This is a genomic window from Halalkaliarchaeum sp. AArc-GB (assembly GCF_031432225.1).
Taxonomy (GTDB): domain Archaea; phylum Halobacteriota; class Halobacteria; order Halobacteriales; family Haloferacaceae; genus Halalkaliarchaeum.
Genome location: NZ_JAVKGM010000016.1, coordinates 44,525 through 60,187 on the forward strand (window position 1 = coordinate 44,525; position 15,663 = coordinate 60,187).

13 protein-coding genes and 2 tRNA genes are annotated in these 15,663 nt (G+C 63.2%); 7 read left to right on the forward strand and 8 right to left on the reverse strand.

The window, feature by feature from the left end; all coding sequences use genetic code 11:
- The first annotated feature begins 22 nt into the window (after positions 1 to 22).
- Positions 23 to 376 carry a hypothetical protein gene (locus RH858_RS13625; protein ID WP_259533001.1) on the forward strand — a complete coding sequence of 118 codons (354 nt, stop codon included), beginning with the start codon at positions 23 to 25 and terminating at the stop codon, positions 374 to 376.
- 11 nt (positions 377 to 387) lie between these two features.
- Here RH858_RS13625 and RH858_RS13630 read toward each other — a convergent pair whose 3' ends face one another.
- The 3 genes from RH858_RS13630 to RH858_RS13640 all read right to left on the reverse strand — a co-directional run bounded on the left by RH858_RS13630 (position 388) and on the right by RH858_RS13640 (position 2,824).
- Positions 388 to 1,212 carry a DICT sensory domain-containing protein gene (locus RH858_RS13630; protein WP_310562144.1) on the reverse strand — a complete coding sequence of 275 codons (825 nt, stop codon included), beginning with the start codon at positions 1,210 to 1,212 and terminating at the stop codon, positions 388 to 390.
- Between the two features lie 94 nt (positions 1,213 to 1,306).
- Positions 1,307 to 2,512, reverse strand: a complete 1,206-nt coding sequence (locus tag RH858_RS13635; RefSeq protein WP_310562145.1) for an MFS transporter — start codon at positions 2,510 to 2,512, stop codon at positions 1,307 to 1,309.
- Positions 2,513 to 2,824: a transcription initiation factor IIB family protein gene (locus RH858_RS13640; protein ID WP_310562146.1), complete on the reverse strand. Its 312-nt coding sequence runs from the start codon at positions 2,822 to 2,824 to the stop codon at positions 2,513 to 2,515. It lies immediately after the preceding gene.
- Between the two features lie 105 nt (positions 2,825 to 2,929).
- On the opposite strand from RH858_RS13640, the gene RH858_RS13645 reads away from it, so the two are divergent.
- Positions 2,930 to 3,012 (forward strand) — tRNA-Leu (locus tag RH858_RS13645).
- 260 nt (positions 3,013 to 3,272) lie between these two features.
- Here RH858_RS13645 and RH858_RS13650 read toward each other — a convergent pair.
- Both RH858_RS13650 and RH858_RS13655 read right to left on the reverse strand, forming a co-directional pair.
- Positions 3,273 to 3,821, reverse strand: coding sequence for a diadenylate cyclase (locus RH858_RS13650; RefSeq protein WP_310562147.1), 549 nt, complete (start codon positions 3,819 to 3,821; stop codon positions 3,273 to 3,275).
- A 208-nt stretch (positions 3,822 to 4,029) separates the two neighbouring features.
- Entirely contained in the window at positions 4,030 to 4,617 is a 588-nt protein-coding gene (locus RH858_RS13655) for a response regulator (RefSeq protein WP_310562148.1), read from the reverse strand.
- A gap of 209 nt (positions 4,618 to 4,826) precedes the next feature.
- On the opposite strand from RH858_RS13655, the gene RH858_RS13660 reads away from it, so the two are divergent.
- The 5 genes from RH858_RS13660 (at position 4,827) to RH858_RS13680 (ending at position 12,804) form a co-directional block, all read left to right on the forward strand.
- Positions 4,827 to 7,187, forward strand: coding sequence for a bifunctional UDP-sugar hydrolase/5'-nucleotidase (locus RH858_RS13660; RefSeq protein WP_310562149.1), 2,361 nt, complete (start codon positions 4,827 to 4,829; stop codon positions 7,185 to 7,187).
- A gap of 483 nt (positions 7,188 to 7,670) precedes the next feature.
- A complete protein-coding gene (locus tag RH858_RS13665; protein ID WP_310562150.1) occupies positions 7,671 to 8,720 on the forward strand; it encodes a BMP family ABC transporter substrate-binding protein in 1,050 nt (349 codons plus the stop codon).
- Between the two features lie 264 nt (positions 8,721 to 8,984).
- Positions 8,985 to 10,559, forward strand: coding sequence for an ABC transporter ATP-binding protein (locus RH858_RS13670; protein WP_310562151.1), 1,575 nt, complete (start codon positions 8,985 to 8,987; stop codon positions 10,557 to 10,559).
- Between the two features lie 71 nt (positions 10,560 to 10,630).
- A complete protein-coding gene (locus RH858_RS13675) occupies positions 10,631 to 11,689 on the forward strand; it encodes an ABC transporter permease (protein ID WP_310562159.1) in 1,059 nt (352 codons plus the stop codon).
- Between the two features lie 134 nt (positions 11,690 to 11,823).
- On the forward strand, positions 11,824 to 12,804 hold the full coding sequence (locus tag RH858_RS13680; RefSeq protein WP_310562160.1) for an ABC transporter permease: 981 nt from the start codon (positions 11,824 to 11,826) through the stop codon (positions 12,802 to 12,804).
- Between the two features lie 122 nt (positions 12,805 to 12,926).
- On the opposite strand, the gene RH858_RS13685 is transcribed toward RH858_RS13680, so the two are convergent.
- The 3 genes from RH858_RS13685 to RH858_RS13695 all read right to left on the reverse strand — a co-directional run bounded on the left by RH858_RS13685 (position 12,927) and on the right by RH858_RS13695 (position 15,621).
- Positions 12,927 to 12,997: transfer RNA gene (locus RH858_RS13685), tRNA-Pro, on the reverse strand.
- Positions 12,998 to 13,101: 104 nt separating this feature from the next.
- Positions 13,102 to 14,181: a succinylglutamate desuccinylase/aspartoacylase family protein gene (locus tag RH858_RS13690; protein WP_310562152.1), complete on the reverse strand. Its 1,080-nt coding sequence runs from the start codon at positions 14,179 to 14,181 to the stop codon at positions 13,102 to 13,104.
- A gap of 30 nt (positions 14,182 to 14,211) precedes the next feature.
- On the reverse strand, positions 14,212 to 15,621 hold the full coding sequence (locus RH858_RS13695) for a DUF4147 domain-containing protein (protein WP_310562153.1): 1,410 nt from the start codon (positions 15,619 to 15,621) through the stop codon (positions 14,212 to 14,214).
- Positions 15,622 to 15,663: the final 42 nt, after the last annotated feature.

The window sequence follows — 15,663 nt, forward strand, 5'->3', positions numbered from 1 at the left end:
TCCGGCAGCGAAACGAGGACCGATGAGCGCCCTCGGGCCGCCGATCGCGCTGGAACGGGTCGTCGCCAGTGTGGCGTACGAACTGCCGGAGTCGCTGTTGTTCGTCCTCGCGCTCGCAACGGTCGGAACGGCGCTGGTCTTGCTGCTCGCAGTAGGGGGCTATCTCCGGCGGAGGTCGACACCGTATCTCCTTGTCGTGATTGCGGTTGCGGCGCTTTTCGCACGGTCGATCGTCGGTTTCGGGACGCTGTACGGACACGTTCCGATGGGCACACACCATCTCCTCGAACACGGATTCGACTTCCTGATCGCCGTCTGCGTGCTGACCGCGGTGTACCTGATGGGAGCACCCGACGTCGGGAGTCGAACCGACTGACCCGGTGACGGTCACAGGTTCCGTGCGATGAACGCGTCGATCTCGCGAACCAGCGACGGCCGAAAGGTCCAGAACCCCCGCCACCGTTCGGATTCTGTTTCGATTCCGACCAGGGCGGCATGCGGAGCTTCCGCTTCGCCCGCGACCCACTCGTTCGACTCCGCGTTGGAGTCGCTCGAATCGGACGGGGTGTACACGACGAACCAGGATTTTCTGAACGCCTCGGTGTAGCCCCCGTGAGCGATCAACGCCGAGTCGGTCGACGGACGCCAATCCGGTATCCCATACACGTGTGTTTGCACTTCGGAGTCGTCGAGCGTTCGGTACACCTTCCGAGTGCCACGCTCGTCTTCGATCCGGGAGAGACGCTGGAACGACGTCCTGAGTCTCCCCGCCCCCTGTCGGTACGCGCGCCGTTCGATGAACCGCGACATGGCGATCAACAGTAGTTTCTCCTTGTTCGACTCGGGGTAGCTGCGAACAACGAACGGTACCTCTTCGAGACCCGTAAGAACCGCCGGGAGGCTCCCGTCGCTGAACCCGGCGGTTCCGGTCTTGTACAGGTCCGAGTTCACGAGTAAGATCGTCTCTTCGAGCGAGGAGAGCGGCGATGTCGCAATGACCCGGGGATCCGCCTCCGATTCGGATTCCTCGACCAGCACGACCACGTCGCTGTCCGCGTCGGGGAGATCGCGTTCGGAGACGTTCACGGGTTGTCCCTCGAAAGTCCGTTCCAGGATCCGAACGAGCGGCTCCGGCTGTGAACGATTGACGAGGAGAAGCGAGCGAGGCGGTGCACAAAGAGAGTCGAAGAACTGCTCGAGCGAGGGCCCCATGTCTCGGTGGGGAGTGGTCAACCGGGACGCATAATTGTTGTGCTCGAGGTGGAGAATCCGAGTCCCGGTCGAGTTGCGTTCGAGCGGCGATTCGTCAGTTACGGAGGAGTGTGTAGGCGACTGCGCCGCCGAGCGTGACGACGACACCGGAGCCGAGGATGAGCGTCCGGTAGCCGGCGACGGTCGTGACGAACAGCGCCTCCGCGAAGAACGTAAACGCGATCGGTCCCACCGTCTGCCCCAGCCGCAGCAGGCTGGTTCGCATTCCCATCATGCCCGCCCGCAAGTCAGCCGACACGAGCGTTATTACGGTGGTGTCGATCGACGGCATCACGATCCCGAACCCGACACCGAAGGAGAGCAGTGCGACCCCGACCGCGATCGGCGAGGGTGCAAGCCAGACGCCCAGCAGGCTCACCCCGTAGGCGACGAACCCGAGCGCGACGAGCTGGGAGGCTGACCGCCACTGCGAGATCCGTCCGAACTGGGAGGAGACGGTCGCGCTCGCGACGGCAACCATCGCCAGGATCGGGCCGATCTGTCCGGACGTCAGGCCGAACTCGTCGCTCAAAAGCAGCGGCAAGGCGGTGAGGATCGCACCGTAGAAGACGGTGAACGCGACGAAGATCGCGAGGTAGATCGCCAGCGCCTCCGGGAGGAAAAGCACTGCCCGGAGTCGCGAGAGGTACGTCCGCACGTCGGTGGCCACTCCGGTGTCCGGCTCCTCGAGCAGGAAGGCTGCGAGCACGCCGACGAGAATCGCGATCCCGAAAAACAAAAACGGAACGGACCACCGGATCGTCGCGAGTGCGCCCCCGATCAACGGGTACATCGCCGCGCCCGCGCCGATCGTGCTGCCGTTGAACCCGATCACAGCGTTTCGGCGCGGCCCCTCGTAGACGTCCCCGACGATCGTGATCGCCAGGGTGACGAGCGCGCTGGCGCCGATCCCCTGCAGGAACCGGAGCGCGATGACAGCCCGAAAGGTGTCGACGAACGCGATTCCGGCGCCGGCGACGCCGAACAGGATCAAAAGCGGAACGAGCGTGTTCCGGCGGCCGACGCGGTCGGCGACGAGCCCCATAAACGGCGTGACGAAGATTCCCGGCAGCGTGTAGGCCGTGATAACGAGTCCGATCTGGGCGTCGGAAACGCCGAACACGGGACGCAGGTCCGGCAGCACCGGACTGATAAGTGAAACGCCCATCACGCCGATCAGCGAGCTGGCGATAACGAAGTACAGCGTCCGGGACCGCCACGGGATCGTCGCCGAGGAGTCGGCGCTTGCGTGCTCGTTCATTCACCAGGTCGGCGGCTCGAAGCCGGCGTCCGCGAGCAGTTCCTTCCAGCGGGTCTGGATCGACAGGCGGGCGACGCCCATGGCGTCGGCGACGGCGGCCTGGGACCGTTCCTCCCCGGCCACCAGCGCGCCAGTGTACAGTGCCGCTGCGGCGACAGCCGGTTTGGAGCGCTCCTCCTCGGGGAGATGGGAGAGAAAGAGGTCGACAGCGGTCGAACGGGCGTCCGGGCCGACGTCGAGGTCGTCGGCAGCGCGGTCGAGTTCGGCGAGCCAGGGCTCGTTTTCGACTCGATCGCTCGCCCGATGGTACATGGTTTTCGGTTGCGCCGCATGACTTATAAATCCGGACGATAGGGAGGCGTTACGTCCGGCGAGTCCGACAGGTTCTTAGGCCGATTCACGCGTAGTAATCAGTGCGCGCGGGTAGCCAAGAGGTCAACGGCGCAGCGCTTAGGACGCTGTCCCATAGGGGTCCGCAGGTTCGAATCCTGTCCCGCGCAGTGAGGAGCGAAGCGACGAACGAGCAGGCAGGATTCGAACCCTGGAAGTCACAGCCCGGACCGGCCGAGCGAAGCGAGGCCGCAGCCCGGACTGTCTTCCTTCGGTTCGAATCCTGTCCCGCGCATAGCGAGGCCCGAACGGAGTGAGGGCCTCGAAACGCGAACTTCCCCAAGTGAAACTGGCGACGACGTTCGAGAAGCGGTTCACACCACGTGCGATAGTCGTTCGATCTCAGCGTTGAATACGTCCGCTCAATCAGTCACTGAGCTGTCATTTGGGTGTCCTCGAATGCACCATCTGTGAAAACCGTTACCCGGCCGTCTTCTTCGCTCAGTGTGATCGTCGCGATCACTTCCTCGCGAGTCGAGGTTTCCAGCGCACTCATGTGGCGGGTTCCCATCCACTCCGCGTAGGGAAGGTCGTCGGTTCGACGGTGTTCGGCTGGATAACACTGATCGACCCGGACCATTGCTTCATCGATCGAGCCGTCGCTGTGAACGACGATTGCGCCATCATGGGAAAAGGCAACCCTTCGTGCCGCCTCGAGAACTGTCTGCGTCTCCGCAAAGACTGTCCCACAGTCCTCTACGGGCCAGCGGTTCGACCCCATCGGAGCCGCGAATTCGGTCAGGGAACCACCTGCGACGACAATATAGAGACCGGGGCCACGTGCGTAGGGATCTCCCCATCGCTCGAACCCCTGGCTTACGTCCCTGACGCACCGCTCGATCCGTTCGAGTAGTGCCTCGATGTCTGCATCGTCAAATTTCAGTTCCGGCGTCGTCAAGTTCTGGGTGGGCTCAATCATCGTTGTAGTACGGATACGGGTGGTGGGGGAATAGCAACCTCGAATTTCCGAATCCGATCATGTACTGATTAATCGAGTCAATCACCGCCGATCAGAGTTCCCCGACAGGAACTGGGATGTCGAGGACGGATGGCCGGTGGCGATCCAAGCGAAACTGCGAGACGTCAGTGGTTCGCCGGTTCGAACCCGGTCCGGGCCACTCGAACCATCAATCAATCACGGTTTGGATTTTTTCTGCCGTGAATTCAGAATACGGATCGTCGTCCAGCGCCTCCCCGTCGAATCCGGTCCGCATTTCGGTGAACTCTGCTTCCAGCGCAGCGTACTCGTCGTTCGCTCTCAGGTCGCAGAGATCAAGTTTGGATTCGAGAGTCGCCATCTTTGACGCGAGTGACATGACCCTTTGAATCTTGGCGTCGTACGTGCTGCGGGTGAGCATTCGTTCGATAGCGTCGTGTAACGTCCCGTTCGAGACGGGTTTGGTCAGATACTCGTCGAACGGAAGGCTAATTACGTCGAGATCGGGCGAGACTGCTGTCACCATGATAGTGCGAAACCCGCTCTCCCGGTCTCGTATCGTTTCGAGTACTTCATCACCCGAAAGCCCTGGCATCCGCCGATCAAGCAAGACGACATCGACGGTCGAATCCATCAAATCCAGCGCTTCCTCCCCCGAGTATGCTGTACGCACGCTATACGTTTCGGCTATATACTCAGTATAGAGATCGGCGATTGTTCGTTCATCATCAACGACCAGCACGGTCGGGTGGTCAGCAACGGGATCCGATGGTGGCATTGCATGGTATAGGACACAAGCAAGTATAACCTTGTTGTGATTAATAGGGATACAGATTACCATCTTTAGCCGTGGCGGCCGACAGATACGTGGCCATCGCGTAACTGAGATTACATCCAGTTAGAGTGGTTTACATTCACCAGGATGTTCATTAAGCTATCCAGATCGACCGGGGATAATTATATAGGTCATCCGTCATACTGAGGGATATGTCGGATCCCGACCGAAGACGCGACCGACAGTACCTTTCCGGGGAGAAAAAACGACCAGAGGCGTACCGTTCGGCAAACGCGAACGAATCACACGAGCGACACACGAACGGCTGTGGCTGTGGCTGCGGCCGCGACCGAAGCCTCCGGCCGACGCGGAGACAGGTGCTCGGCGCGGCTGCGGCCGGCATCACTGCGTCGACGTTCAGCCTCGGTGCGGCGGCCGACCAGGACGACACCTACACCATCGTCCACGACCTGCACTCCCACAGCGACGTCGGGGACGTCGGAGAGGCGAACATCGCCCGGTATCAGACCCTGATCCAGGAACACATCGCGGATCGGGACGACGCGCTGTTCGTGACGACCGGTGACGAACTGGGTTCGTCGCTCATCTCCTTTTTCACGGAGGGGCAACACAAGGTCGACTTTATGAACGACATGGGGATCACCGCCGCCGGCGTCGGCAACCACGACTTCGATTACGGGATTGACGCCACGTTCGAGAAGTTCGAGAACAGCGAGTTCCCCTGGATCACGTCGAACCTGAAGACGCCCGATGGCGAACAACTCCCCGACACGGAACCGTACCACGTCGTCGACGCGGACGGGATCCGCGTTGGCATCTTCAACGTGGTGCTTCGCGGGTTCCACAACATCACCAACTACCCCGACGACTACGTTCAGGAGGATCCCGTCGAGCGGGCAGCGGAGATGACCGAGTACCTCTACGAGGAGGAGGACTGCGACTCGGTCGTGCTGTCCTCGCACGTCAACCACGAGACGCACTACGAGATCGCGGCGGCCGTCGACGGCCTGGACGCGATCTTCGGCTCGCACTCGCACATCACGTTCGACGACGCCGACAGCCACGAGAACACAGTCATCAGCGAGATCGGCTACGCCTACGCTCACCTCGGTGTGATGACGCTCGATTCCGACGGGAACCTCGTCGACTGGCAGCGGATCGACCTCGACGAGGAGATCGACCCGGATCCGGAGTTCAAACAGCGACTCGAGGAGCTGCACGAGGAGATCGACGAGCAGGTGAGCCAGCCCGCCGGGCGGACGGCGTACGAACTCGACGCCTGGGGCGGGACGAACTACTCCCGCGAGAGCCACATGGGGAACCTGATCACCGACGCGATGCTCGATTACTACGAGGAAGCCGACGTCGCCTTCCAGAACGCCGGCGGGATCAGGACGAACGACACCTATGGTCCCGGAGAGCTCACGGTCGAAGATATCCTCTCGATTAACCCGTTCGACAACGAGATCGTGCTGTTCGAGGCGGAAGGGTGGCGGATTCGGTCGGCACTCGGTGAGCTCGGCCTGGTCGACGTCGAGGAGGAAAGTTCGCGGATCGACGCGCTGCCGGACGCCACCTTCGGCGCCCAGCAGGGGCAGCAGGTCGCGGGGATCCAGTACGAGTGGAGCGGCCACGAGGAACCGGCGGTCCACGAAGTGTACGTGGACGGCGAACCGCTACAGGACGACGAGACGTACACGGTCGCCACGACGGACTACATCAAGGACATCGCAAGCGGGTACGAAGCGTTCCACGAAATCCCGGAAGAAGACGTCATCGCCGAGTCGGGGACTCGATACGGGCCGGCTGTCGTCGAGTATCTCACCGAACAGGGAGTCGTCGAGCCGGCGATCGAGGGGCGGATTCTCAGAGTGGACGAAGTCGTCGGCGCCGAGTCGGGACTCGAGGTCGACGGTGAGGCGGGTACGGTCACGATGCGGTTCGAGACGCCCGAGCACGCACTCGGGATCTATCCGGACACCTTCACGGCGATCACCGAACATCTCGGGGGGTCGCCGGTCCGTGCCCGGGACGTCGCTGTCGACGACGACGAAATTCTCGTCACCTTCGACCGCAATCAGCTACTCACGCTTTCGACCGGTCCGGGAGACGTTTCCTTGCGCGTGTTCGGCGGGTTCGACCCCGACAGCGAGGCGTACGGGTACGAGGACGAGGACGGTGACCTGCGCGAACTCCCGGTGTCAGCAGGCTACGAGTACTTCGTCATGAAGGGAACCGTCGAAGATTCCGAAGGACGGCTCGGTCTGGATGACGAGCCTGCTGACGTCGACCAGGACGACAACGGGGACGCGGACGACGACGGCGACGATGACGACGCGGACGACGCTACTGACGAAGAGGACGACACTGACGGTGAGAACGAGGATGACGACGCGGACGACGTCAACGCCGACGATCCGGCAGACGACCCGGAAGAGGCTGCAGGCCTCGAAGTACCCGGGTTCGGTCCGCTGGCTGCGCTCGCGGGAGTCGGCGGCGCCGGAACGTACGCCTACCTCCGCCTCGGTGACGAGGAAGACGACGTCGAATAGAGAGGTTGGTATCGGTTCCTTCGGTCGAACAGACAAACCGTGAACCGGGCGAGCGTCGAGGTGTTTTCGAACCCTGAATTCACGGAGGGAAGGCGATTTGACTGCTCCACAAGATTTATGGTATGTCATGACATACCAATGTACGTCAGGAGGTGGTGAAGCACTCTATCGACGAACCCAATCCCACAATCCACTCGGAACCGCTCCCGAACGTATCCTGTAGGTCTGTCCTGCTCCACAGCCCGTTGTGTCAGCTATTCTGCGTTCAGTTTCTTCGAAAACGATAGGATCGCCGAGATTTCCATTAGATTATATCTTTCCACGGTACGAGCTTATCACGCCGTTCCCGGTTCGTAATCTAGGAGTCCCTTCCGATTATTTTTGAATGAGTAAGCTTATAAGTAGTCAGGACACAAACACTTATTCATGGTGAATCCATCAGATATGCTGTCAGAAGGTTCCAAACCGGACGTTACAGGAACTGTGAATCGCCGTCAGGTCCTCGCGGCCGGCGGGGGTGTACTAGGGACTACTCTGATCGCTGGGTGTCTCGGTGAAGAAGGGGAGGGGGACGAGTTCGCGATCGTGTCGAGTCCGGCCGGGTTCGACGACCAGGCCTTCAACGACAACGCACGAGAGGGTCTCGAACGGGCCGCCGAGGAGCATGGCTACGAGGTCAACGCCGTCGAGGAAACCGAGGAGGCCGAATACCAGTCGGTGCAGGCCGAACTGGCCGAGCAGGGCCGCTACGGCGTCATCGTACTGGTCGGGTTCAACCACCTCGATGCGCTGGAGACGAACGCCCCCGAGTACTCGGAGCAGAACTGGATGCTCATCAACGATCACATCGAGGGCCAGGACAACGTCTCTGGCTGGATCGAAATGAACAACGAGATGTCGTTCCTCGCGGGTGTCGCCGCGGGCGTACTGACGACCGAGGACATCACCCACGACGGAAGTTCGACCGATCCCGACGGGACGACGGTCGGTTTCGTCGGCGGGGAAGACATCGACCTCATCAACGCCTTCGAACAGTCGTACATCGAGGGCGTCGAGTGGGTGAACGACGACGTCGAGGTGCTCACCGGTTACGGTGGGAGCTTCTCCGACACCAGCGCGGCACAGGACGTCGCCGAGTCCCAGATCGACGACGGTGCCGACATTGTGTGGCACGCCGCCTCCGCGGCCGGGCGTGGCGTGTTCGCCGCCGCCCAAAACGCGGATCGCTTCGCCCTCGGCGTCGACGTCGACCAGTCAGTGACGGCCGAGCAGTACTCGGACGTCATCCTTGGCTCGGCGGTCAAGGCACTCGACGAAGCTACCTACCAGGTCGGCTCGGCAGTCGCCGAGGACGACTGGGACAGCGTCTCCGGCGAGCAGAACCTGAGCATCGAACAGGGCGGTATCGACTTCGTCGTCGGACAGGACTTCGAGGGAGGGCTCCCGGACGCGCTCGACGAGGCTCTCGATGACGCCCGGCAGGCGTTCATCGACGGCGAGATCGAACTGACCTGTGGCCCGACCGGCTGCTGACCGACAGGGAGCTGTCCGCAGATACTCCGTTCTTCGGGAGGCGACGAGTCCTGACACTTTTTTGTTTGGCCGTCAACTGCAGCGAGAGAGATGGTGAATCGGACCGAAACCAGTCTCGGAGGAAGACAGACGTGATTCAGTTCCGTACTTTCGAGAACGGCCGCTACCGGGCGGAGATACGCTATGCTCTCGCCAGCGCGGACTCTAGCCAGCGACCAATCGACTCTACACCACGACAATGACCACTACTAGTTCGGGAGGACAATGACGAACGACACGGAACCGCCTGCCGTCGCACTCGAGGGGATCACCAAACGGTTCGGCGACGTCGTTGCCAACGATGGGATCGACTTCGAACTCGAACAGGGATCTGTCCACGCCCTCCTCGGCGAGAACGGATCCGGGAAGACGACACTGATGAGTGTCCTCTACGGGCTGTACGATCAGGACGCCGGGACGATCTCCGTCCACGGCGAACCCCGGAGCTTCGAGACACCTCGGGACGCGATGGACGCCGGCATCGGCATGATCCACCAGCACTTCCAGCTCGTGGAGCCGATGACCGTCCTCCAGAACGTCATCCTCGGCCACGAGCCGGTGCGCAGGGGAATGGTCGACGAGGCGACCGCCCGCGAGGAGATCGAGGAGATCAGTTCGACCTACGGCTTCGACGTTGTCCGCTATCTGGACGCACAGATCAGCGAACTCGACCTCGGTATCCGCCAGCGCGTCGAGATCGTAAAGAGTCTCTACCGCGGCGCGGAGATCCTTATCCTCGATGAACCGACTGCGGTCCTCACACCCCAGGAAGTCGACGGGCTGATCGATCTGATGGAGGACCTGACAGGGGAGGGTCACTCCCTGATCTTCATCACGCACAAACTCGAGGAGGCGCTCGAGGCCGCCGACGAGATCACCGTCCTGCGCGACGGGAAAGTGTCCGGCACCGTCGCCGCGGCCGAGACGACCGAGAAGGACCTCGCGCGGATGATGGTCGGCCGGGAGGTGCTCTTCGAGCGAACGGAACGAAAGACGACGCCCGGCGATCCCACACTTGCCGTCGAGGACCTTCACGTCCGCGGCGACCGCGAGATCGAGCAGGTTCGCGGCGTCTCCTGTACCGTCCATGAAGGCGAGATCCTCGGAATCGCGGGTGTGCAGGGCAACGGTCAAAGCGAACTTGTCGAGGCTGTCACCGGACTCAGATCGGTCGAATCCGGGCAGATTCGATTCGAAGGCGAGGACATCACCGAGACGAGCCGCCGTCACCGGATCGAAGCGGGGATCGCATACATCCCGGAGGACCGGCAGGCCGAAGGCCTCGTCCAGAACTACGACCTCGTCAGGAACGCACTTCTGGGCAACCAGACGATCGAACCCTTCGTCGACGGCCGGGTGGTCGACTGGCCGCTCGTCGCCGACCACGCCGAGTCGATCGTCGAGGAGTACGACGTCCAGCCGCCGAACCCCGCAACTGAGGCCGAATCGCTGTCCGGCGGGAACCAGCAGAAGTTCATCGTCGGCCGGGAGATCGAACACGACCCGGACGTCATGATCGCCTCGCACCCGACCCGCGGAGTCGACATCGGCGCCATCGAGTTCATCCACAACCGGATGCTCGAGATGCGGGACGCCGGCCTGGGGATTCTGCTGGTTTCCTCCAAGCTCGAGGAGGTTCAGAAGCTGGCCGACCGGATCGCGGTCATGTACGAGGGTGAGTTCATCGACGTTGTCGATCCCGACGACGTGACCGAGCAGGACCTCGGACTCATGATGGCTGGCCACGATGCGGACGTGGACGCCGCCGTCGACCGCGTCGAAGGAGGTGACGGAACGTGACCGACGACACTGGGGGACGCGTGCGCGGACTGATCGTCGGCGCAGCCGACCGTCTCGTCAACGCAACCGTCATGGAACGTGTCGCCATCGGCGCGGCCTCGACCGCGCTCGCGCTTTTCATCGGAATCGTCATCGTCGCAATGGCGGGATTCAACCCGCTCCGTTTCTCGGCGCAACTGGTGATAGGGGCGTTCGGCAGCGAGCGGGGGATCGCCCGCACGCTCCGGTTCACCACACTCTTGACGCTGGCGGGCGTCGCGGTAGCGATCGCGTTCCGCGCCGGCGTGTTCAACATCGGGGTCCAGGGCCAGTTCGTGATGGGCGGAATCGCCTGTGTCATGTCGATCGTCTGGACCGCACCGTACCTGCCGACCGGGATGATCGGCGGGGTGCTGCTGTTGTTCATCGGCACCGTCGCTTCGATCGTCAGCGGCGGCCTTTACGGGGCGCTCCCGGGCGCGCTGAAGGCGTACGCGGGCGCCAACGAGATCATCACGACGATCATGTTGAACTTCATCGCGATCGGGTTTGTCGGTTGGCTCGTCAGCGGCCGGTTCCGCGGCGAGGGCGCGACCTCGGTCCGGACGGAGCGGCTCCCCGAACACGTCTCCTTACCGCGGATCGTCTTCGACGACCCGAACCTCTCGATCGTCGGCCTGGCGGTCGCACTCGTCGTCGTCGCCCTCGTCACCTACCTCATGACACGGACGAACGTCGGCTACGACATGGTGACGAGCGGGAACCAGGCCGCGGCCGCACGATACTCGGGAGTCAATGCGAAGCGAACGACGGTCGTGACCATGACCCTCTCCGGAATGGTCGCCGGCCTGACCGGCGCGGTCTTCGCCGTGATGATCCAGGGCTACTTCACCGATCCGGCAGGGATCGGTCGGTACGGGTTCGACGCCATCGCGGTGAGCCTGCTTGCGGCGAATAATCCCATCGGCGTCGTCCCCGCAGCACTGTTATTCGGGGCTCTCGACTCCGCCGGCTCCCACATCCAGATCGCCAGCGACGTCCCGGTCCAGTTGATCGACGGGATCATTGGGCTGGTCGTCCTGTTCGTAGCCGCGCCGGAGCTTTTCAGGATGGCAGCGATCCGCTGGGACCGAGGAGGTGAAGACGAATGAGCGGCCTCGGCGATCTCCAAACCCGGCTCGACGGCCTCGGGCGTCGCGAGATCGGCGTTGGCGTCGCGCTCGTCGTCCTCCTGGTGGGAGCGGTCACAGTGCTTCTCGCGGGCGGCGTCCCCACGGTCGCAGCCATGGTCGCGTTCGTCGAGCAGTCGCTCACCACGACACGGCGGCTGATCACAGTCGGATTCATCAACCGCTCGCTCCAGATGGCGACCCCGATCGCTCTCGCCGCGATCGGTGGCCTCTATGCCGAAAAGAGCGGCGTGTTCAACATCGGCCTCGAGGGATTCATGATCATCGGCGCGATCACCACCGCGGGCGTGCTGTTCGCGCTCGGCGGCACGTCACCGAATCAGGGAGACATCTGGCTGGCGATGCTGGTCGCGGTCGTCGTGTCGCTGGTGTTGACGGTACTCTTCGCGGTCCTCCTGATCCGGTACAAGGCCGATCAGATCGTCGCTGGGCTGGCAGTCTGGTTCATCGGCCTCGGGTTCGCGCCCTTCACTGCGGCGTACATCTGGGGGAGCCGGAACAGTCCCGGACTCGCGAGCATCAACCGGCTGGAGGTTCCCGGTCTCGTCGAGATCCCGGGAGTCGGCCCGATCCTGTTCGACCAGTCGCCGCTGGTGCTCGGGACGGTCGGCCTCGTGATCGCGTCATGGGTGTTCCTCTACCGGACCCGGTACGGCTACTGGATCCAGGCGGCCGGCGAGAACCCGACTGCGCTCGACACCGCCGGCGTCGACGTCAACCGCGTCCGGTACGCGACCGTGATCTTCTCGGGCGCGATGGCAGGTCTCGGCGGCGCAGTGTTGCTCGCCCATGCTGGCAACTTCGTCGGCACCGGCGACACGATGGTCAACGGCCGCGGCTGGATCGCCATCGTCTCCTACCTGTTCGGCAACTACAACCCACTTGGAGCCGCGGCCGCGGCGCTTTTGTTCGGCGGCCTGGACATGCTGCAGGTCCAGTTCCAGACAGTCGGGATCGATGTGCCGAGCCGGCTCGTCAACTTGTTCCCGTACGTGATGGTCGTCATCGTCCTCACGGTGTGGGGCAAGACTCGGATGCCGTCCTCGGTCGGCGAACCCTACGAAACGGAGGATTGATCCTGCTCGAATCTCGGAACTGCCAGCATTTGCTGCTCGAGTAGTAGTTCGCAGAAAAACGATGGGATCGCCGAAGACTCGGTTCGCTCGTCTTCGTGCTCCCACCTTTTCTTCGAAAACGATGGGACCGCCGAGATTCGAACTCAGGTCCGACGCACCCCATGCGCCGAGGATACCGCTACCCCACGGTCCCGCAGTTCGACTAACGCGAGTCCATTAATTAAGGGCTTCGTTTCGTGGAGGTCCTCCCGGGCAAACGGGAAGGGAGACGACCCGGTATCTCACCACTCCCCGACCCTACGACCGCTCTGCAACGAGAGCTCCATCGTCGCGAACGGCCATGCTCGCGACCGGATCGCCTTCGAAAACTGCCAGTCCCTCGTTCCGCGAAATCACGAACCCGTCCTGATCGGCCTCGACGACGTCGATCCGTTCCCCCGTCGGCGTGACGACGTCCGCGACGGGATCACCGGCAGACAGAACGTCGCCCGGCTTTACGCGGTGTCGAACGAGTCCGGCCGTCTCCGTTCGCGGATGAAGCGCACGGCGAACGTCGTACTCGACTGGTGGAGAGATCTCTCGCTTCCCGACTGACGTTCGGTTGGGTGGTGATGGCGGCCCGTCGTCGAACATATCGAAATTCGCCATCGCCCGATACACTCCCTCGACAGCAGCCGCACGGATCCCCTCGTCGACGACGCTGTGTCCGCCGAGTTCGACCGTTATCGCCGGGATCCCGGCGCCGTTGAGCGCGGCCCCGGCTGCGGACCGCTGGAGGTTCTCCTCGAGGTACTCCGCGGCCGGATACTCCCTGATCGTCGGGAACGGGAACGCCGCCGCCAGTGTTCCGACGCGCTCGGACAACTCCTCGGCGTCGTCGCTGTTCCGGCGGTCACCGTACAGCACCCGGTCCCTGATGACGAACGGCAGCGAGTCGATCCGGGCGGTGTGGAGGTCGATCACCCAGTCTGCCGTGTCGGTGATCTCCTCGAACAGCCGGCGGTCGATCCGCTCTTGCGTGTTCGGTGGGCGCTCGGAATCCGACTCCGGATCCGGAAAATACCGGTTCGGATCGTGATCCCCGTAGTAGGACGTTCGGGCGTTCCGGCGGAGTCCGGCCGGGTTCACCACCGGCACGCACACCAACGTTCCACACAGCGTTTCGGTGAGTTGTTCGTGAACGACGTCCTGTGCGACGACGATCCCGGTGGCCTCGTCGCCGTGGACGCCGCCGGTGAGCCACAGCGTCGGCCCCTCGAGTTCGCCGCGAGCAACCACGAGTGGAAGCCGTTCCGCGCCGCCGGTCGGCAGTCCGGTGACCTCGAGCCAGCCCGTGTCGAACTCGCCGGGAGAGACGTCGATCGTTCCGATCTCCATACGCCGTCTGCGGTCTCGTGGGGTAAATGATCACTCTTCGACGACCAGAACCCGAAGATCGTTCACGTTGGTTCCGGTCTTTCCGGATTTCAACAGCAGCTCCCGGTCGTTCAGTGCCGTGTAGGCGTCGTTGTCGGCGAGCGCGTCGGCGGCTTCGGTCCGTGGAACCGCGTTCCCGTCGACGATTCCGCCGGCGGCGTCGGTCGGGCCGTCGAAGCCGTCGGTGTCGGCGGCGGCGACGACGATCGAGTTCGCCTCTCCGCCTGCCAGTTCGGCGGCGGCCGCGAGTGCGAACTCCTGATTCGGTCCGCCCCGCCCGGCACCCCGGATCGTGACAGTGGTTTCCCCGCCGGAAACGACGACCGCCGGCGGGGAGATCGGTTCCCCGGTCGCGGCAATCTCCTCGGCGACTGCGACGAACGTCTTCGCCGCCTCCCGTGATTCACCGCGAACTCGCGAGGAGAGCACCATCGCATCGTACCCCCCGTCTTCGGCCCGGTTTCGGGCAGCGTCGACGGCAGTGTATCCGTCGGCCAACACGTGCGTCGTTACGCGGTCGAACACACGATCTCCGGGCTTTGGGGTTTCGGCGAGCTCGCCGGCTTCGCCGCGGTCCAGCCGTCGGCGGACCGATTCGGGGACCTCGAGGTCGTACCGATTCAGTACGTCGGCCGCATCGGCGTACGTCGTCGGATCGGGAACGAACGGTCCGGAGGCGATAACGTCGAGATCGTTGCCGACGACGTCCGAGACCACCAGCCCGACGACACGGGCCGGCGTGGCTGCCTCCGCGAGTCGGCCGCCCTTCAGGGCCGAGAGATGTTTCCGAACGGCGTTGATCTCGTGGATGGTCGCCCCCGCCGCGAGCAACGCGTCCGTCGTCTCCTGGAGATCAGACAGTGAGATCCCCTCGGCCGGTGCCGGCAACAGCGCGCTCCCGCCGCCGGTTATCAACCCCACAACGAGGGTGTTCTCGTCGGCCGCCGTCACCAGATCGAGCAGTTCCCGGGCACCGGCGACGCCGGCTTCGTCGGGCACCGGATGCGAACCGTACCGGACCTCGACGCGGTCGAGATCGGTTTCCTCTCGTTGTTCGCTGCCGGAGGGACGCTCCGTGCTATCTGCGTCACCTCTCTTGTCCCGATCGGTCACGACCACGCCGCCGGTGAGTCGTGGCCCGAGGATCTCTTCGAGTTGTGCTGCGACAGCGACCGAGGCTTTCCCTCCGCCGACGACGACGATCTCGTCGTAACCGGCGAGATCAATCGTCTCGACCGCATCGTCGACTGCCGACGGCCCGACCTGCAGTCGCGATCCTGTCAGGGAGACGCACGACTTCGTGACCGAACCAGGGTGGGCAGCCTGGATTCCCGCCTCGAGACAGTCGAGTGCGGTCGCGTGTGCCGGAGAGCGTTCCCGGCTCTCCCGATCTTCGAACATGCCGAACCGCACGTGCTCGGGTCTGATAAAAGCGCCACACTT

What these genes read in the sequence shown, in the direction of transcription:
- RH858_RS13625 (WP_259533001.1), top strand. Translation starts at nt 23, where the DNA reads ATGAGCGCCCTCGGGCCGCCGATCGCGCTGGAACGGGTCGTCGCCAGT.
- RH858_RS13630 (WP_310562144.1), bottom strand. Translation starts at nt 1,212, where the DNA reads ATGGGGCCCTCGCTCGAGCAGTTCTTCGACTCTCTTTGTGCACCGCCT.
- RH858_RS13635 (WP_310562145.1), bottom strand. Translation starts at nt 2,512, where the DNA reads ATGAACGAGCACGCAAGCGCCGACTCCTCGGCGACGATCCCGTGGCGG.
- RH858_RS13640 (WP_310562146.1), bottom strand. Translation starts at nt 2,824, where the DNA reads ATGTACCATCGGGCGAGCGATCGAGTCGAAAACGAGCCCTGGCTCGCC.
- RH858_RS13650 (WP_310562147.1), bottom strand. Translation starts at nt 3,821, where the DNA reads ATGATTGAGCCCACCCAGAACTTGACGACGCCGGAACTGAAATTTGAC.
- RH858_RS13655 (WP_310562148.1), bottom strand. Translation starts at nt 4,617, where the DNA reads ATGCCACCATCGGATCCCGTTGCTGACCACCCGACCGTGCTGGTCGTT.
- RH858_RS13660 (WP_310562149.1), top strand. Translation starts at nt 4,827, where the DNA reads ATGTCGGATCCCGACCGAAGACGCGACCGACAGTACCTTTCCGGGGAG.
- RH858_RS13670 (WP_310562151.1), top strand. Translation starts at nt 8,985, where the DNA reads ATGACGAACGACACGGAACCGCCTGCCGTCGCACTCGAGGGGATCACC.
- RH858_RS13675 (WP_310562159.1), top strand. Translation starts at nt 10,631, where the DNA reads ATGGAACGTGTCGCCATCGGCGCGGCCTCGACCGCGCTCGCGCTTTTC.
- RH858_RS13680 (WP_310562160.1), top strand. Translation starts at nt 11,824, where the DNA reads ATGGTCGCGTTCGTCGAGCAGTCGCTCACCACGACACGGCGGCTGATC.
- RH858_RS13690 (WP_310562152.1), bottom strand. Translation starts at nt 14,181, where the DNA reads ATGGAGATCGGAACGATCGACGTCTCTCCCGGCGAGTTCGACACGGGC.
- RH858_RS13695 (WP_310562153.1), bottom strand. Translation starts at nt 15,621, where the DNA reads ATGTTCGAAGATCGGGAGAGCCGGGAACGCTCTCCGGCACACGCGACC.